The organism is Microbacterium sp. SL75 (assembly GCF_026625865.1).
GTDB lineage: Bacteria > Actinomycetota > Actinomycetes > Actinomycetales > Microbacteriaceae > Microbacterium.
The window spans coordinates 1,418,820-1,435,081 of record NZ_CP113067.1 but is presented as its reverse complement, the minus strand read 5'-3'; the positions used below and the strand labels follow the sequence as shown (position 1 = coordinate 1,435,081).

Sequence of the window (16,262 nt, the reverse complement as noted above, 5' to 3'; positions counted from 1 at the left end):
ACGAGAATCGCTGTCATGACCCTGTCGCCCGTCGCCGGAACCCCGGTCGCGCACGGGGGACGCCTCGTGAAGCGCGGGCGCCTGCGCGTGCTGCTGGGCATGGCCCCCGGCGTCGGCAAGACATACGAGATGCTCGAGGAAGGGCGCCGGCTGCGCTCGGAGGGCCACGACGTCGTCATCGCGATCGTCGAGACGCACGGCCGCGTCGCGACCGCGGCGCAAGCCGAAGGCCTCGAGGTGGTTCCGCGCCGTGCCGTGGCGCACCGCGGCGTCGCGCTCGATGAGATGGACCTGGATGCCGTGCTCGAACGGCTCCCGAGAATCGCGCTCGTCGACGAACTCGCGCACACCAACGTCCCCGGCTCTCGCAACGACAAGCGCTGGGCCGACGTCGAGGAGCTGCTCGACGCGGGCATCGACGTGATCACGACCGTGAACGTGCAGCACATCGAATCGCTCAACGACGTCGTCGAGAAGATCACCGGCGTGGTGCAGCGCGAGACGGTCCCGGATGCCGTGGTCCGGGCGGCCGATCAGATCGAGGTCGTCGACCTGGCACCGCAGTCCCTGCGCGATCGCCTCGCCGCGGGCTCGGTCTACCCCGCCGAGCGGATCGACGCCGCTCTGTCGAACTACTTCCGCCTCGGCAACCTGACGGCGCTGCGCGAACTCGCTCTGCTCTGGCTCGCCGACGAGGTCGACTCCGCGCTGCAGCGTTACCGCAGCGAGCACGGCATCGAAGGGTCGTGGCAGGCGCGCGAGCGCGTGGTCGTTGCCCTGACCGGCGGGCCCGAGGGCGAGACGCTGCTGCGTCGCGGGGCCCGCATCGCCGCGCGGTCGGCCGGCGGCGAGCTGCTCGCCGTGCACGTGTCGACGCAGGACGGCCTGCGCGCGAGCGCCCCCGGCGCCCTGGCCGAACAGCGTGCCCTGGTCGAAACCCTGGGCGGCACCTACCACCAGGTCGTCGGCGACGACGTGGCCACCGCCCTGGTCGATTTCGCGCGATCGGTCAACGCCTCGCAGCTGGTCATCGGCGTGAGCCGGCGCGGTCGTCTGGGCGCAGCCCTTACCGGACCGGGCATCGGGGCGACCGTGATCCGCGCCTCGGGCGACATCGACGTGCACATCGTGAACCACGCCCGCGCGGGCGGCCGGTTCGCCCTCCCCCGGCTCGCGGGCCCCGCGCTGAGCGCGAAGCGGCGCATCCTGGGTTTCGTCACCGCCCTCGTCGGCGGTCCGCTTCTGTCGCTGCTGATGATCGCCACCGGTTCCGACGAGTCGATCACCGCCGACGTCCTGGCCTACCAGTTGCTGGTCGTGGTCGTCGCGCTCGTCGGCGGCATCTGGCCGGCGGTGTTCGCGGCCGTGTTGTCGGGGGTCACGCTCGACTTCCTGTTCATCGCACCGATCTACACGATCACCATCAGCGACCCCGCGCACGCGCTGTCGCTGACGCTGTACGTCGTCATCGCCGTGCTCGTCAGCGTCGTCGTCGACCAGGCCGCCCGCCGCGCGCGGGCCGCCCGACGCGCCGCGGCGGAGTCCGAGATGCTCGCCACGATCGCCGGCAGCGTGCTGCGGGGCGAGAGCGCCGTGCCCGCGCTGATCAGCCGCGCGCGCGAGGCGTTCGGCCTCGCGGGAGTCCGCCTGGTCGCCGCCGACGGCACGGTGCTCGCCACGGACGGGGAGCCCGTGCGCGACGATCGCGCGGTCGCGGTGCCCGTCGGCGACGGGCGCGCGACCCTCGAGCTGCACGGCGGCGACCTCGACGCCTCGGAACGACGTCTGCTCGACGTCGTCGTGGCGCAGCTCGCCGCCGCACTCGAGCGCACCGATCTCGCCGAGACCGCGGCCGAGGCCGGCGCGCTCGCCGAGACCGACCAGGTGCGCACCGCCCTGCTGTCGGCCGTCAGCCATGACCTCCGCCGTCCGCTCGCCGCCGCCGTCGCCTCGCTCGGCGGCCTGCGCGCCGCCGGCGACCAGCTCTCCGACGACGACCGCCAGGTGCTGCTCGAGACCGCAGACGAAAGCCTGGCGACGCTGTCCGTGCTCGTAACCGACCTGCTCGACGTCAGCCGCGTGCAGGCCGGCGTGCTCGCCGTGTCTCTGACGGCGACCGACGCCGCGGGTGTCGTGCTCTCCGCCCTCGACGAGCTCGACCTCGGCCCCGACGACGTCGAGCTCGCGCTCGACCCCGACCTGCCGATGCTCCGTGCCGACCCCGTGCTGCTGCAGCGCGTGCTGGTCAACGTGCTCACCAACGCCCAGCGCTACTCGCCCGACGGCGAGCGTGTCCGCATCGCGACGAGCCGCCTCGGCGGCACCGCCGAGATCCGCGTGATCGACCACGGCCCCGGTATCGCCGCCGACCGCCGCGAGGACATGTTCTCGCCCTTCCAGCGCCTGGGCGACACCGACAACACCGCGGGTCTGGGCCTGGGCCTGGCCCTCTCGCGCGGCTTCGCCGAGGGCATGGGCGGCACGCTCACCCCGGAGGACACCCCCGGCGGCGGCCTCACCATGGTCGTGGCGCTGCCCGTGGCCGATACGGAGGCCACGGCATCCGGAATCTCGAGGAGGATGCCGTGAAGGTACTCATCGCCGATGACGACCCGCAGCTCGTGCGAGCCCTGCGCATCACGCTGGCCGCGCACGGCTACGACGTGGTGGCGGCGGCCGACGGTGCCGCGGCCGTCACCCTCGCCGCGGGGGCGCACCCCGACATCGTCCTTCTCGACCTCGGGATGCCGCACCTCGACGGCGTGCAGGTGATCCACGCCCTGCGCGGGTGGACGACGGCGCCCATCATCGTCGTCTCGGGTCGCACGGGCTCGGCCGACAAGGTCGAGGCGCTCGACGCCGGGGCAGACGACTTCGTCACCAAGCCGTTCCAGATCGACGAACTGCTGGCGCGTCTGCGCGTGCACGCGCGGCGCTCAGTGCCGTCGTCGGGCGATGCCGTCGTGCGCTTCGGCGACGTCGAGGTCGACCTGTCGGCCAAGGCCGTGCTGCGCGGAGGCGCACGCGTGCACCTGACGCCGACCGAGTGGCGCATGCTCGAGTTCCTCGCCCGCAACCCCGGTTCTCTCGTGACGCGCCAGACCCTGCTCAAAGAGATCTGGGCGAGCGAACAGGTCGCCGACTCGGGCTATCTGCGGCTGTACATGTCGCAACTGCGAAAGAAGCTCGAGGTCGATCCCTCGGCGCCCGTGCACCTGCTCACCGAGCAGGGGATGGGGTACCGGCTCGTCGTGTGAGCGGGCCCGGGCGGGACCACCGCCGCGAGCGTGCCGAACTCCTGAGATTCGCGCCGCGGCGGCTTGTCCCCCGGTCGGAAAGACGCGCCGACACCGGAGCCCGGGCCGGCTGCCACAGGAGCCGGGCCCGAAACTCAGGAGTTACGCTCGTCGGCCGCCTCGTCTTCGGCCTCCGCGGCCAGGAACTCCGCCTGCACCCGCGCGCAGCGGGAGGCGAAGACGATCGAGTGCAGCAGCATCAGCGGACCTCGCCGACGGTGTGGCATCCGGGGCAGGGAAAGGCGATGCGATCGCCCACGCGGACGTCCCCGGGCAGCACGACCGCGCCGCACGGTTCCTCGCCGTGCGCGTCGACGACGGCGAACGGCTCGTCGTACGCGCGGGACACGCGGCCGATGAGCCGCGCCTCGCGCCAGACGGCCTCGAGCCCGGCGACGCAAGCATCGAGGCGCAGCGTATCGGGGCCGGCATCCGTCACGGTCGCGATCACCACGGTCGTCGACAGCGTCGCGGATGCCACACCGCCCGACGCCGGGATCACCGCGGGGCCCGTGCAGACGCAGGGCGTTCCGCAGATGTCGGCGAAACGACCGACCGACACGGCCCGCACGGTGACGTCGTCGAGCGTGGGGGTCGAGCCGGCGGGCCAGGCGGCCGCGTCGAAGGGGGCCGGGATGCTGGATCGAAGGGTGGGGAGCAGGGCCGTGAGGGTCATGGCATCCGGTCTACGCTCCCGGCGAGGGCGATCCCGGGGTGCTCACGGTTTCCGAACGGTCCGGTCCGGCTTCCTCACTCTTCGCGCACGACACCGCGTCTCATCGACTCGTCCATGAGGAGTCGGTGAGACGCGGTGTCGAACGATCGAACGGCTCAGACCGACGTCCCCGCGATCTCGCGGAGCGTGTCGAGGTGGCTCCTCCACGCCGCTCGCCCCTCCTTCGTCAGGGTGAGCGAGGTGCGGGGCATCTTGCCCGCGAACGACTTCCCCACAGCGATGTAGCCGGCGCCCTCGAGCGTCGAGACCTGCTTGCTCAGCGCGGAGTCGGTGACCTCGACGGCATCCCGAACCTCCTTGAAACTCAGCGTGGCCGCCCGGTCGAGGGCCGCGAGGATCGAGAACCGCACGGAGTTCTGGAGCAGCTCGTCGAGCCGGTGCCGAGGATGCGGGGTCGACGTGGTCACGACCGAGCCTCGCGCGCCGCGCAGACCAGGGAGACGACGAGCACGAGGCCCGAGGCCAGCGCCGCGAGCAGCACGTTGCCGTGCGCCCAGATGACGACTGCCAGGGCGAGCGCGTACGACGCGAACCAGCTCGCGATGTAGGCGGTCCAGCGGCGGCCGCGAGCAAAGGCGGCGCGGCCCTGGATGCTGACGACGAAGAAGATGATGAGGGCGAATACGACGGCCAGCAAGCTCACGTAGGCGAGGCCGAACGTATCTCCGGTCGTGACGGCCATCGCGAAGGTGCCCATCGAGGTCGCCACCCCGAGCGCGAGGATGAAGCTGATGTACGGCCACCGCGTTGCGTTGTGTGCGGCGTGGCTGAGGCGGTCGGCGCGATCGAGCAGCAGTTGGGCTTCCGACGCGGTCATCGCGGGCGTGTGGTCCATGGCGATCCTTTCGTTGACTCGATCATGGCAACTACTTTCCGAGTAGGCAAGTACTTTCTTCTTTTCTTTTTTGCACGATCCGCCACCACCCCATGCGACGTAGCCTGGAGGGGTGACCCTCCCCTTCGACGTCGCCGCCGTGCGCGCCGACTTCCCGATCCTGCAGGCCGAGATCGACGGCCGACCCCTCGTGTACCTCGACTCCGGCGCGACGAGCCAGAAGCCGCGCGCCGTCCTCGACGCCGAGCGCGACTTCCTCGAAACCGCCAACTCGGCCGTGCATCGCGGCGCGCACACCCTCGCCGCCGAGGCCACCGAGCTGTTCGAGGACGCGCGCGTCACGGTCGCCGAGTTCGTGGGCGCCGAGCCCGAGCAGCTGGTCTGGACGAGCGGCGCCACCGCCGGCCTCAACCTCGTCGCGGGATCGCTGGGGTACGCCGGGCGCCTGCGCGAGGGCGACGAGATCGTCGTGACCGAGGCCGAGCATCACGCCAACCTCATCCCCTGGCAGGAACTCGCCGCCCGAACGGGTGCGCGTCTGCGGCACATCCCGGTGCTCGACGACGGCATGCTCGACCTGCACGCCGCGGCCGAACTCATCGGCGAGCGCACGAAGGTCGTCGCCTTCCCGCACGTGTCGAACGTACTCGGCATCGTGAACCCCGTCGCGAAGCTCGTGACCCTGGCTCGCGGCGTCGGCGCGCTGACGGTGCTCGACGCGTGCCAGTCGGCTCCCCACCTGCGCCTCGACCTGCCGGCATCCGGGGTCGATCTCGCCGTCTTCTCGGGGCACAAGATCTACGGGCCGTACGGCATCGGGGCGCTCTGGGGCCGTGACGAGGTGCTCGACAGCCTGCCGCCCTTCACCACCGGCGGGTCGATGATCACGACCGTCACCCTCGACAAGGCCGAGTACCTGCCCGCGCCGCAGCGCTTCGAGGCCGGCACGCAGCCGGTGTCGCAGGCCGTCGCCCTCGCCGCCGCCGTCCGCTGGCTCGGCCAGCACGACCTCGAGGCCGCACACGCCCACGAAGCGACGCTCGAGAAGCGCCTGCGCGAGGGGCTGCGCTCCATCGACGGCATCCGTCTTCTCGGAGACACGGATGCCGCGGAGCGGGTCGCCCTGCAGGCCTTCGAGGTCGAGGGGGTCCACGCCCACGACGTGGGTCAGTTCCTCGACTCGCGCGGGGTCGCCGTCCGCGTGGGACATCACTGCGCTCAGCCGCTGCACCGCCGCTTCGGCATGACGGCGTCGGTCCGCGCGAGCGCGGCCATCCACACGACCGAGGACGAGATCGACACCTTGCTCGACGCCGTCTCGGGCGTGCGCGGCTTCTTCGGGGTGGGCGCATGAGCGGCCTCGAATCCCTGTACCAGGAGCTGATCCTCGACCACGCGAAGAACCGACGCGGGTTCGGTCTCGCCGAGCCCGGCGCTCACAGCGCCACCGTGCATCAGCGCAACCCCATCTGCGGCGACGAGATCACGCTGCGCGTCTCGGTCGAGGGTGATCGCATCGCCTCGGTGACCTGGGAGGGCGCCGGCTGCTCGATCTCGCAGGCCTCGGCGTCGATGCTCGTCGCTCTGCTGCAAGAAGACGGCGGAGACGAAGGGATGCCGCGAGCCGACGCCGAAGCGCTGATCGCGTCGTTCCGTGAGTCCCTGCGCTCGCGAGGCAAGATCCCCCTCGACGAGGAGACCTTCGCCGACGCCGCCGCCCTCTCGGGTGTCTCGAAGTTCACGGCCCGCGTGAAGTGCGCGATGCTCGCCTGGGTCGCGCTCGAAGAGGGGCTGCGGCAGGCCTGAGCGCGGCGCCGCGAGCGGCATCACCTCAGCGATCCACGCAAAGTCAGCCGGCATCCACCGATCCGAGCTGAGGTTGCGCGAATCCCGGAGGATACGCGGGCCTGACGCGCGCTACTCTTTCGGTCAGACCTCAACGAAGGCGGATGCCATGGCCACCGGATTCAGCGAAGAAGAACGCGCGGCGATGAAGCAGCGCGCCGAGGAGCTGAGGGCGATGAAGGGCCTGAAGGGCCTGGCGAAGCTGCAGAAGGAGAACGAAGCCTGCCTCGAGGCGATCGAGAAGCTGGAGGGCGTCGACCGCGCGGTCGCGGAGCGCCTGCACGTGATCGTGCTCGAAGAGGCGGGGTACCTGAACCCCAAGACCTTCTACGGCTTCCCCGCCTATGCCAAGGACGGGAAGGTCGTGGTGTTCTACCAGCCGGCCTCGAAGTTCAAGACGCGATATGGAACGGTCAGCTTCGACGACAGCGCTCAGCTCGACGACGGTCCGATGTGGCCGGTCTCGTTCGCCGTGGTCGAGGTGACGGACGAGGTCGAGGAGCGCATCCGCGAGGCCGTCCGGCGGGCGGCACCCTCGTCCTGACCGAACGACCATCGGCCGCATGATGCACCGGGCGGCTTCTCGCGCCATCCCTTGACGCGTCCGGCGTCCACGTCTTGGCTGAGGGCATCCTTCGCGTCTCTCACCGCCGAACCCGGTAGTGCCGCGTCGGACGGGGCCGCGGCCCCCGCACCGCGGGACACGATCAGGCCGGGACGACCCGGCCGGAGAGGACGAAGATGTCCGGCAACAAGGCAGTGGCGTACAAAGAGCCCGGTGTCGTGGAAGTCATCGACACTCCCTACCCCGAGTTCGAACTGAAGGACGGACCGGGCGTCAACCCGGCGAATGTGGGCCGCAAGGTCCCCCACGGTGCGATCCTGCGCACCGTCTCCACCAACATCTGCGGCTCCGACCAGCACATGGTGCGCGGGCGCACCACGGCTCCGGCCGGCCTCGTGCTCGGTCACGAGATCACCGGTGAGGTGATCGAGGTCGGACCCGACGTCGAGTTCGTCAAGGTCGGCGACATCGTCTCGGTCCCCTTCAACATCGCGTGCGGCCGCTGCCGCAACTGCAAGGAGGGCAAGACCGGCATCTGCCTGAACGTGAACCCCGACCGCCCCGGCAGCGCCTACGGCTACGTCGACATGGGCGGCTGGGTCGGCGGACAGGCCGAGTACGTGCTCGTGCCCTACGCCGATTGGAACCTGCTGGTGTTCCCCGACCGCGAGCAGGCGCTGGAGAAGATCCTCGACCTCACGATGCTGTCCGACATCTTCCCCACGGGCTTCCACGGCGCGTACACCGCGGGCGTCCGCCCCGGATCGACGGTGTACATCGCCGGTGCGGGACCGGTGGGCATCGCCGCCGCCGTCGGCGCGCAGCTGCTGGGCGCGGCCGCGGTGCTCGTCGGCGACCTCAACCCGGAGCGCCTGGCGCAGGTGCGCTCGCTCGGGTTCGAGAGCGTCGACGTGTCGAAGGGCGACCCCGGAGAACAGATCGAGCAGATCCTCGGAGTCCCCGAAGTGGATGCCGCGGTCGACGCGGTCGGCTTCGAGGCACGCGGCCACGGGTCCGACGCGGGCCACGAGGCCCCGGCGACGGTGCTCAACTCGCTGTTCACCGTGACCGCGGCGGGCGGCGGGGTCGGCATCCCGGGTCTGTACGTGACCGGCGACCCGGGCGGGGTCGACGAGGCCGCGAAGGTCGGTTCGCTGTCGCTGCGACTCGGCCTCGGCTGGGCGAAGTCGCTGTCGTTCACGACCGGTCAGTGCCCGGTGATGAAGTACAACCGGCAGCTGATGATGGCGATCCTGCACGACAAGGTACAGATCGCGAAAGCCGTCAACGCCACGCCCATCAGCCTCGACGACGCCCCACAGGGCTACGCCGACTTCGACAAGGGCGCCCCGCGCAAGTACGTGCTGAACCCGAACGGGTACATCACGAGCTGATCACCCGCACCGGAGCGCGCAGAGCCGGCCCTTCCTCGCAGCCTTCCTCCCGGATCCTGCGAGATTCGCGCGGTTCTGCGAGCTTCGGTGCGCGGGAGACTCACCCCCGCACCACTAGGGCCTCTCTCGGGGCCACCCGCCGATCTGCAGGCGTCGCGCGCCGATCACCCGAGGATGACCCGCTCCATCCGCTGAAAGCTCTGCTCCATCCCGTCCACCATGCCCGTGGCCAGCACGGCGTCGCGGGTCTCGGCATCCGGATACTCGATCAGCAGGGTCACCAGGGTCGCGCCGTCCTCTTCGTACAGCGACAAGTCATTGATCGTCGCGGGGTAATCGGTGCCGGTCATGTGCTCCGTCTGCACCACGCGGCGGGGCTCGTCGAGGAGCAGGATCTCGCCGTCGAAGCCGAAGGGCTCTCCCTCGGCGCCGGGCTCGGGCTCCCACGCGATCCGGTACGTGCCGCCCTCACGCTGGTCGACCTCGCGGTGCGTCATGCGCCAGCCGTCGGGGCCGAGCATCCACTGTCGCATCAGGTCGGGGTCGACGTGCGCGCGCCAGACGAGCTCACGCGGCCCGTCGATCAGACGCGTGATGCGCACGTGCCGGTCGTCGAGGATCTCGAGCTGTGTGCCCTTGCCCTGAGCGAATGCGCGCAGATCCTGCACCACGGCGTCGAGCTGGTTCATCGCGAGCGTCGAGCCCTCGACCGCGCCCATCGCAGTGAGCTGCTCGAGCGCCTCTTCGGAGTCGAAGTACGTGACGTTCGTCAGCCGCGACCCGGTCGCGGTCTCGTCGAACGAGAAGGTCATGCGCATGGCGGGCATGCCGTCGATGGGGTCGCCGTTCTCGTCGACGAAGGAGTCGATCACCTCGAAGCCCCGCGGCGCATCGATGGCGAGGAACTCCCAGCTCCCTCGCGCGACCTCGCCGGTGGCGCTGGCCATGGCGTAGCGCGCCCGGCCACCCACCGCGCAGTCGAACGATGCGAAGGTCGCGGGCCACCCGGGAGGACCCCAGAACCGCTCGAGCTGACGCGGATCGGTGAACACCGCCCAGAGCCTCTCGACGCCGACCGCGAAGTCGGCGATCAGGGTCATGGTGAGCGCTGCAGCGTCGCTCTCGACAGATGTGACGGGCATGACGACTCCTTCGTCGGTTCAGATCTCGGTGGGTTCGGAGGGCGGAACGGATGCCGGCACCCCGGCGTCTTCGAGCAGGATCGCTTCGAGTCGGTCGACGCGGCCGCGCCAGAGGTCTTCGTACGAGCGCAGCAGTTCCTGCACCCGGGCGAGCGCGGTGGGGTCGGCGGACACGAGTCGCACCCTCCCCTCCGCACGCTTGGTGATGAGTCGCGCCTCGGCGAGCACGGCGACGTGCTTCGACACGGCGGCGAACGACATCGCGTACGCTGCGGCGAGCTGCGTCACTGACTGTTCGGAGACGAGGGTGCGCCGCACGATGTCGCGGCGCGTCGCATCGGCCAGGGCGTGGAAGACCCGGTCAATGTCGGCGGCGCTCTTATCTTCAACCATTTGGTTGCAAAATAGCGTGCCATTCCCGTGCTTGCAAGGGGGTCGTTCACACCACCACCTGCGCGGGGTGAAACAGGCCAGCCGGCGAATGCGCGCGTGATCGCCGCCTCGTCGAGCTCCTGCCGGGCGCGCGCCGGTGGGCGTGGGAGGATCACCGCGATGGCGACCGCGCCCGGAATCCCCGCGGCTCCCGTTGAGGCCAGCACCTCAGCCGGCGATGTGGAGGCCGACGCTCCTGCGACCGTCGGCGCCGGGTCGCTCGATGCGACGAAGATGCACGAGTACGCGGAGCCGAGCGTCGCGGCCGGCGGGGCGGCAGCGACGAACGCCGGGGCAGCCTGCACGGTGAAGTCGATCGGGTCGATCGGGCGCGGAGGCACCCTCGAACTCAGCCCCGCAGCGCCTGCAGCAAAGCCCCGACCGGGTGATCGCTCTCGATCGGGTGGCGCAGCGGAAGGTCTTCGACGCACTCGTACCGATTGCGTCGGCCCTCTTTCTCGCGCTTCAGATACCCGGCGTCGACGAGGTCGGCCAGGATGCCGTGCGCGGTGCGCTCCGTGATGCCGACGGCATCCGCGATCTCACGCACGCGGGCACCGGGGTCGCGGGCGACGTAGATGAACACATGGGCGTGGTTGGTGAGGAACGTCCATGTCGTCATCGCCACAGCATACTGACCTGCTGTACCGGAATCAAAGCACCGGTTATTTGTTACCTGTTTTTTGACACCAGCAATTTTTTGCAGGTAATGTGCTGCGCATGTCGCTTCTCGCCCCGCTCACGATCGCCGCGCTGCTCGCCGCGGTCGTCGCCGCCCTCCTCCCGGATGTCGCGCGTCGCCACACCCCGGGCTCCCTCGCCGTCTGGCCTGCAGCCGTCGCCGCGGCGTTCGCCGCGGCGGGCCTCGCGTCGGCCTTCGCCACCGACGTCGACATCGCCGGTGCCGCTCTGGCGCTGCTGGTCGTCGGCCTCACCGTGGTCGTGCAGGCCTACGCCAGCCGCAACCTGCGCGGCGACCCCCGATCGCGCACCTTCTTCGCGCTGTCGTCGCTCGCGGCCGTCGGGTCGACCACCGCCATCGCCGCGAACGACGTCGTGCTCCTCGCAGCCGGGTGGACCCTCGGCACGGTCAGCATGATCGCCCTCATCTCGACGGGCGGCGCCGGCCCGCAGACGCGCGTGGCGGTGGTGCGCAGCGCCGTGACGCTGCTGCTCGCAGACGCGGCCCTGTGGGCAGCCGTCGTCGTGGCGGTGGCGTCGACCGGCTCCGTCTCGCTCGCAGCCCTCGGTAGCCTCGACGACTCCTCGTCGGCGGTCGTGAGCGCACTGGTGGCGGTCGCGGCCGTGGCCCGCGCGGGCTCCTTCCCCCTGCACGGATGGCTCCCCGCGACCGCCGCGACGACCACCCCGGTCTCGGCGCTCCTGCACGCGGGCTTCGTGAACGCGGGCGCGCTGCTCCTGCTGCGCTATGCCGCTGTGCCCTCCGCCGTGGGGCCCTGGGTGGTGGCCGTCGCCGGCGCGATCACGATGATCGTGGCGACCCTCGCCATGCTCACGCGCCCCGACGTGAAGGGCCGCCTCGTGCAGTCCACCGCCGCGCAGATGGGGTTCCTGCTCTTGGCCTGCGGGCTCGGGGCCTTCGGAGTGGCCCTGGTCCACGCGATCGGTCACGCGCTCTACAAGGCGAGCCTGTTCCTCGGCGCCGGCTCCGCGGTCGAGCACGCGCTGAAGGGCCGGGCGATCGCGCTCCCGGTGGCATCCCGCGGCGGCGCTATCGTCGGCGGTGCAGTCGTGCTCCTGACCGGGGCGGCGGCGCTGGCGGCATCCGGTGCGATCACTCACAGCGCGGCGGTGCTCCTCCTCTTCGCCTGGGCCACCGCGGTGATCGCCGGGGCTCGGATCGGCGGGGGTTCATCGCCGGCCGCGACCCGCACGGCCCTCGTCGCCGGTCTGGCCGCCGCCACCGCCGCCTATCTCGCGGTGGTCTTCCCCGCCGCCGAAGCGCTCACCCCCGTCATCGCCGCCGCACCCGCACCCGCAGTACTCGCCATCGCGGTCTTCGCGATCGCCGCCGCCTCGGGTCTCGTCGCGCGAAGCTCCGGTCCGCTCGCTGACCGCCTCTTCGCCTTCGCCTTCGCGTGGGGCCGACCACCCCTGCCCCCGGCCGCACCCCGCATCGACACGCCCTGGACCCCGGCGCCCGCCGACGGCCCCCTCGAGTACCGGAGATTCTGATGACCGCCCTCGCCTCCCCTCCCTCGCCCGCCGTCATCCGGGGCTGGATCGCCGCCGCCGGTCGCAGCATCTCGCCGCATTTCCCACTCGAGACCTTCATCGCCCGCAACCCCGTGGCCGGCTACGAGAGCCTCGACTGGGAGGAGGCGATGGGACGGATCGCCGGAGATCACGGCATCCTGTTGTCCCTTCCCGAGCAGCGCTTTCGCGACCTGCACGCGCAGGGACGGATCTCGCCCGCCGACCTCCATGCGGCCCTGCGGTTCACCGTGTCCGAGGCGGGATCGCCCCGCGTCCTGCGCATCGGCGGCCTGGCCACCACCGTCGGCGAAGTGCTCGGACATGATCTGCTCGTCACTCCTCCCATGAAGGCACCCTCCCCGCAGCCGACGCCGGCGGCGCGTCTGTCGCCACGCATCCACGCGCGAATCGACGACCTCACCGCGCGCTGGCTCGCCACCTCGCTCGGAACCGCGCCCTGGTCGCGGTCGACGAAGGGCGAGAGCATGTGGACGGCCTGGCGGCGCCTGGCCGCACTCGACCCGACCCTGTCGCGGCGGGTGCGCAGCGGCATCCGGAACTGCTCCGACGACCCGGCCGGGGCCATCGGCGAAGCGCTCGCCCGGTGGAAGCTCGACGGGCCCGCGGCGGAGTCCTTCCTGCGGGCCCACGTGCTCGCGCTGCCGGGGTGGGCCGCCCTCGTCCGACACAGCGCCACGACCGGTATCGACCTGACCGCGCTCGTCGCCATCCGCGCAACGCTCGAACGGTTGCTGCTGCCCTCCGACGCCTCCCTCCCGACCCGAGCTGCGAGCGAGGAGTCCGCGGTCGACGACACCGCCCGCATCGGCGCCGTCGCTCTCGCCCTCGGCGTCGACTCGAACGACGGCGAGGTGCGCACCGCCCTGCGACCCGTCCTCTCTCTCATCGAGCCCGTGACGCGGCTCGCCGTCTGGCAGGAGGCATTCGAGAGGGGCATCGCGCGCGAGCTCGCCCCGGCGACCGCGCCGGTGCTTCGCCCGAGCGCTCGGACCCAGCGACCGCTCGCGCAGGCGGTCTTCTGCATCGACACGCGGTCCGAGAGTTTTCGGCGGCACCTCGAAGCCGCCGGCGAGGTCGAGACGCTCGGCTTCGCGGGCTTCTTCGCCGCCCCCATCTCGTTCCGTCCCGCCGACGGCTCCGCCGAGGTGGCCTCGTGCCCGGTGCTCCTCACGCCCCGCGTCGCGATCACCGAGTCGTCCGTGGAGCGCGACGCGATCGCGCGCTGGAGGCGGCAGCACTCGGCGAGCGTGGAACGGGATGCCACGATCGACGCGCTCAAAGAGTCCGCCGTCGCACCGTACGCCTTCGCCGAGACCGCCGGATGGGTGCTCGGCGCGGCGAGTGCGGCGCGGACGCTCGCTCCCGAGGCATGGCGGGCACTGGTGTCGCGGATGCGCCCTGCGAAGCCGTCGACGCACGTCGACGCGAACGTCGTCTTCGCCCTCGAGGAGCGCGTGCTCTACGCCGAGACGGCGCTGCGGATGATGGGCCTCGTCGACGGCTTCGCGCCCATCGTTCTGCTGACGGGGCACGGCGCCTCGGTGACGAACAACCCCTTCGCCTCATCGCTGCAGTGCGGCGCGTGCGGCGGACACGAGGGCGAGCCCAACGCCCGGGCGGCGGCCATGATCTTCAACGACCCCGAGACGCGCGCCGCCCTCGCCGGTCGCGGCGTCTCGATACCGGCCGACACGCTCTTCGTCGCGGCGCAGATGGACACCGTGACCGACGAGGTCACCGTGCTCGAGCCCTGGGCCATCCCGGCCACGCACGAGACCATCGTGCTGGAGCTGACCCGGCGGCTCGAGGCCGCACGCGCCGCCAACACGGCCGACCGCAGCGCCGGCCTGCCTGGCGCGGGCGAGCGGCACGGCGCGATTCGCGACACCGAGCGCCGGTCCGCGGACTGGGCCGAGGCGTACCCCGAGTGGGGCCTGGTGGGCAACGCCGCCTTCATCGTGGGGCCGCGCGCGATCACCGCGGGCGCCGACCTCGGTCGCCGCGCCTTCCTGCACAGCTATGACGCGGCCGCCGACCCCGACGGCGCGGGACTCGAGACGATCCTGACGGCGCCGATGATCGTGGCGCAGTGGATCAACGCCCAGTACTCGGCCTCGACGGTGGCTCCCGATCGCTTTGGCGCCGGGCCCAAGCCCTTGCACAACGTCGTCGGCACCGTCGGCGTGCTCTCCGGATACGGCGGCGACCTGCGCCTCGGGCTGCCCTGGCAGTCGGTGGGCGTCGGCCGCGCGTCCCGGCACGAACCGATCCGACTTCAGGTGTTCGTCGAGGCCCCGCTCGCTCGAGTGAACGACATCATCGACGCCTCCGAGGCCGTCCGCACCCTGGTCACCAACCGCTGGATCACCCTCCGCGTCCGCGAGCACGACAGCGCCCGCTGGATGCGGTGGGGTCGCTACGGCTGGCAGGCGGACGACCTCGACGCCCACGACCACTCCGGCCTCCCCGCCGTCCACGAAGAAACCACCACGAAGGAGATCCGCTGATGAGCCTGTCCGAGCTGACCCCGATGACCAAGATCGAGGTGGTCGTCGCGAGCGACGACGTCGCCGAGGTGTCCGCCCTCATGCAGTCGTTGGGTGCCCGCGGCTACACCGCGATCACCGGCGTGGCCGGCGTGGGCCACCACGGCCCCCGCGGCGGCCGCCTGCTCTTCAACGACCACGACACCCTGACGCTGCTCGTCACCGTCGTGGCACCCGAGAAGGCAGACGCGATCGTCGCCGGCATCCGCCCCGTCCTCGACCACGCCTCCGGCGTGATGTTCGTCTCGCCGACCTCGGTCAGCCGCGCGGACTACTTCGCCTGATGTGCGCCGCGACGAGTCGAGCGGGGTCGCCGTACGTCGGCCACACGACCGCCATGGGAACCCTGCACGGGAAAGAGACCGCGTTCGCCCCGGCCTTCGCCCGGTGGCTCGGCGCGGGTGTCAGCCCGACGGTGCAGCTCGACACAGACTCCCTCGGCACGTTCACCCGAGACGTGCCGAGGGCGGGCACTCCCGAGCAGGCGGCCACGTCTAAGGCGCGGGCCGCCGCTCTCGAGCTCGGTACCTCCACGGGGCTGGCGACCGAAGCCTCGTACGCCCCAGCACTCGGGGGCTTCGGACCCATGGTGCACGAGGAGCTCGCCGTCTTCATCGACATCGAACGCGGCATTCGCGTGCGGCACGGCATCCGCCAGTACACGCACGTCGCCCCGGCACGTGTCGTGCGTACCGAGAGCGAGGTGCGGCGCTACCTCGCTCGCGCGGGCTTTCCCCATCAGGCCGTCGTCGCGCGCACCGACACCGCGATGCATAAAGGGATTCAGGATGCCGCGGTCATCGACGCTCTGCTGCGCCGCGGCCCCGTCGAGCTCGAGCCCGACCTGCGCGCGCACATGAACCCGACCCGGCGACGGGTGCTGCGACGCCTGTCGTGGCTGCTCGCGGCCCGGCTGAACCGCCTGTGTCCGGGGTGCGGATGCCCGGGCTTCGGCACGGTGGGCGTCGTTCGCGGACTGCGGTGCGGCGCGTGCGGCAACGCCACCTCGCAGGTGCGCATCGACGTCGACGGCTGCCCCGCGTGCGACGAGCAGCGCGAGCGCCGGCGACCCCAGCGTGAGGCCGACCCGGCCACGTGCGATAGGTGCAATCCGTGAGGGGGGCTTTGGAGCCGGTGCGGGAGGTGCGGCGCGCGGTTGACTCACCATTTCACCCGACGGTGAGTTGTCGATTTTCGGTCTGCACGGGCCGGACGCACCGAAGGGCGCCTGGC

At 71.3% G+C, this 16,262-nt stretch carries 16 protein-coding genes; 10 read left to right on the top strand and 6 right to left on the bottom strand.

Annotated elements, in window-relative coordinates; genetic code table 11:
• Positions 1 to 66: 66 nt before the first annotated feature.
• Positions 67 to 2,589, top strand: coding sequence for an ATP-binding protein (locus tag OVA17_RS06635; RefSeq protein ID WP_267789363.1), 2,523 nt, complete (start codon positions 67 to 69; stop codon positions 2,587 to 2,589).
• Positions 2,586 to 3,257, top strand: a complete 672-nt coding sequence (locus OVA17_RS06630; RefSeq protein WP_267789004.1) for a response regulator — start codon at positions 2,586 to 2,588, stop codon at positions 3,255 to 3,257. The genes OVA17_RS06635 and OVA17_RS06630 overlap by 4 nt, the downstream gene beginning before the upstream one ends.
• 238 nt (positions 3,258 to 3,495) lie before the next feature.
• Here the strand turns inward: OVA17_RS06630 and OVA17_RS06625 are convergent, their stop codons facing one another.
• From OVA17_RS06625 to OVA17_RS06615, 3 genes are all read right to left on the bottom strand, one after another.
• Positions 3,496 to 3,972, bottom strand: a complete 477-nt coding sequence (locus OVA17_RS06625) for a hypothetical protein (RefSeq protein WP_267789003.1) — start codon at positions 3,970 to 3,972, stop codon at positions 3,496 to 3,498.
• Between the two features lie 155 nt (positions 3,973 to 4,127).
• Positions 4,128 to 4,439 carry a winged helix-turn-helix domain-containing protein gene (locus tag OVA17_RS06620; protein WP_267789002.1) on the bottom strand — a complete coding sequence of 104 codons (312 nt, stop codon included), beginning with the start codon at positions 4,437 to 4,439 and terminating at the stop codon, positions 4,128 to 4,130.
• Entirely contained in the window at positions 4,436 to 4,867 is a 432-nt protein-coding gene (locus OVA17_RS06615; protein ID WP_115916214.1) for a chemotaxis protein CheY, read from the bottom strand. The genes OVA17_RS06620 and OVA17_RS06615 overlap by 4 nt, the downstream gene beginning before the upstream one ends.
• A gap of 112 nt (positions 4,868 to 4,979) precedes the next feature.
• Here OVA17_RS06615 and OVA17_RS06610 point away from each other — a divergent pair, with 112 nt between their 5' ends.
• The 4 genes from OVA17_RS06610 (at position 4,980) to fdhA (ending at position 8,671) form a co-directional block, all read left to right on the top strand.
• Positions 4,980 to 6,221, top strand: coding sequence for an aminotransferase class V-fold PLP-dependent enzyme (locus OVA17_RS06610; protein ID WP_267788998.1), 1,242 nt, complete (start codon positions 4,980 to 4,982; stop codon positions 6,219 to 6,221).
• A complete protein-coding gene (gene sufU, locus OVA17_RS06605; protein WP_267788996.1) occupies positions 6,218 to 6,673 on the top strand; it encodes a Fe-S cluster assembly sulfur transfer protein SufU in 456 nt (151 codons plus the stop codon). The genes OVA17_RS06610 and sufU overlap by 4 nt, the downstream gene beginning before the upstream one ends.
• Before the next feature lie 148 nt (positions 6,674 to 6,821).
• The gene (locus tag OVA17_RS06600) at positions 6,822 to 7,256 is read left to right on the top strand and encodes a hypothetical protein (RefSeq protein WP_267788995.1); all 435 of its coding nucleotides are present in this window, start codon (positions 6,822 to 6,824) and stop codon (positions 7,254 to 7,256) included.
• A 197-nt stretch (positions 7,257 to 7,453) separates the two neighbouring features.
• A complete protein-coding gene (gene fdhA / locus OVA17_RS06595) occupies positions 7,454 to 8,671 on the top strand; it encodes a formaldehyde dehydrogenase, glutathione-independent (RefSeq protein WP_141376916.1) in 1,218 nt (405 codons plus the stop codon).
• Positions 8,672 to 8,835: 164 nt separating this feature from the next.
• Here the strand turns inward: fdhA and OVA17_RS06590 are convergent, their stop codons facing one another.
• From OVA17_RS06590 to OVA17_RS06580, 3 genes are all read right to left on the bottom strand, one after another.
• Positions 8,836 to 9,813, bottom strand: coding sequence for an SRPBCC family protein (locus OVA17_RS06590; RefSeq protein ID WP_267788993.1), 978 nt, complete (start codon positions 9,811 to 9,813; stop codon positions 8,836 to 8,838).
• 18 nt (positions 9,814 to 9,831) lie between these two features.
• Entirely contained in the window at positions 9,832 to 10,206 is a 375-nt protein-coding gene (locus tag OVA17_RS06585; protein WP_267788992.1) for an ArsR/SmtB family transcription factor, read from the bottom strand.
• Positions 10,207 to 10,594: 388 nt separating this feature from the next.
• Positions 10,595 to 10,867, bottom strand: coding sequence for a helix-turn-helix transcriptional regulator (locus tag OVA17_RS06580; protein ID WP_115916228.1), 273 nt, complete (start codon positions 10,865 to 10,867; stop codon positions 10,595 to 10,597).
• Between the two features lie 98 nt (positions 10,868 to 10,965).
• Here OVA17_RS06580 and OVA17_RS06575 point away from each other — a divergent pair, with 98 nt between their 5' ends.
• From OVA17_RS06575 to OVA17_RS06560, 4 genes are read left to right on the top strand one after another with little or no spacing between them, the layout of a single operon-like run.
• On the top strand, positions 10,966 to 12,441 hold the full coding sequence (locus OVA17_RS06575) for a proton-conducting transporter membrane subunit (RefSeq protein WP_267788991.1): 1,476 nt from the start codon (positions 10,966 to 10,968) through the stop codon (positions 12,439 to 12,441).
• Positions 12,441 to 14,990: a DUF2309 domain-containing protein gene (locus tag OVA17_RS06570; protein WP_267788989.1), complete on the top strand. Its 2,550-nt coding sequence runs from the start codon at positions 12,441 to 12,443 to the stop codon at positions 14,988 to 14,990. The genes OVA17_RS06575 and OVA17_RS06570 overlap by 1 nt, the downstream gene beginning before the upstream one ends.
• Positions 14,990 to 15,313: a P-II family nitrogen regulator gene (locus tag OVA17_RS06565; protein ID WP_210075779.1), complete on the top strand. Its 324-nt coding sequence runs from the start codon at positions 14,990 to 14,992 to the stop codon at positions 15,311 to 15,313. Before OVA17_RS06570 ends, OVA17_RS06565 begins: the two co-directional genes overlap by 1 nt.
• 53 nt (positions 15,314 to 15,366) lie before the next feature.
• Positions 15,367 to 16,146 carry a DUF6671 family protein gene (locus OVA17_RS06560; RefSeq protein ID WP_267788988.1) on the top strand — a complete coding sequence of 260 codons (780 nt, stop codon included), beginning with the start codon at positions 15,367 to 15,369 and terminating at the stop codon, positions 16,144 to 16,146.
• Positions 16,147 to 16,262 lie beyond the last annotated feature (116 nt).

Bases quoted from the DNA above. Each gene is read 5' to 3' on its own strand.
- OVA17_RS06625 (WP_267789003.1), bottom strand. From the start codon at position 3,972: ATGACCCTCACGGCCCTGCTCCCCACCCTTCGATCCAGCATCCCGGCC.
- OVA17_RS06615 (WP_115916214.1), bottom strand. From the start codon at position 4,867: ATGGACCACACGCCCGCGATGACCGCGTCGGAAGCCCAACTGCTGCTC.
- sufU (WP_267788996.1), top strand. From the start codon at position 6,218: ATGAGCGGCCTCGAATCCCTGTACCAGGAGCTGATCCTCGACCACGCG.
- OVA17_RS06600 (WP_267788995.1), top strand. From the start codon at position 6,822: ATGGCCACCGGATTCAGCGAAGAAGAACGCGCGGCGATGAAGCAGCGC.
- fdhA (WP_141376916.1), top strand. From the start codon at position 7,454: ATGTCCGGCAACAAGGCAGTGGCGTACAAAGAGCCCGGTGTCGTGGAA.
- OVA17_RS06590 (WP_267788993.1), bottom strand. From the start codon at position 9,813: ATGCCCGTCACATCTGTCGAGAGCGACGCTGCAGCGCTCACCATGACC.
- OVA17_RS06585 (WP_267788992.1), bottom strand. From the start codon at position 10,206: ATGGTTGAAGATAAGAGCGCCGCCGACATTGACCGGGTCTTCCACGCC.
- OVA17_RS06580 (WP_115916228.1), bottom strand. From the start codon at position 10,867: ATGACGACATGGACGTTCCTCACCAACCACGCCCATGTGTTCATCTAC.
- OVA17_RS06575 (WP_267788991.1), top strand. From the start codon at position 10,966: ATGTCGCTTCTCGCCCCGCTCACGATCGCCGCGCTGCTCGCCGCGGTC.
- OVA17_RS06570 (WP_267788989.1), top strand. From the start codon at position 12,441: ATGACCGCCCTCGCCTCCCCTCCCTCGCCCGCCGTCATCCGGGGCTGG.
- OVA17_RS06565 (WP_210075779.1), top strand. From the start codon at position 14,990: ATGAGCCTGTCCGAGCTGACCCCGATGACCAAGATCGAGGTGGTCGTC.
- OVA17_RS06560 (WP_267788988.1), top strand. From the start codon at position 15,367: ATGGGAACCCTGCACGGGAAAGAGACCGCGTTCGCCCCGGCCTTCGCC.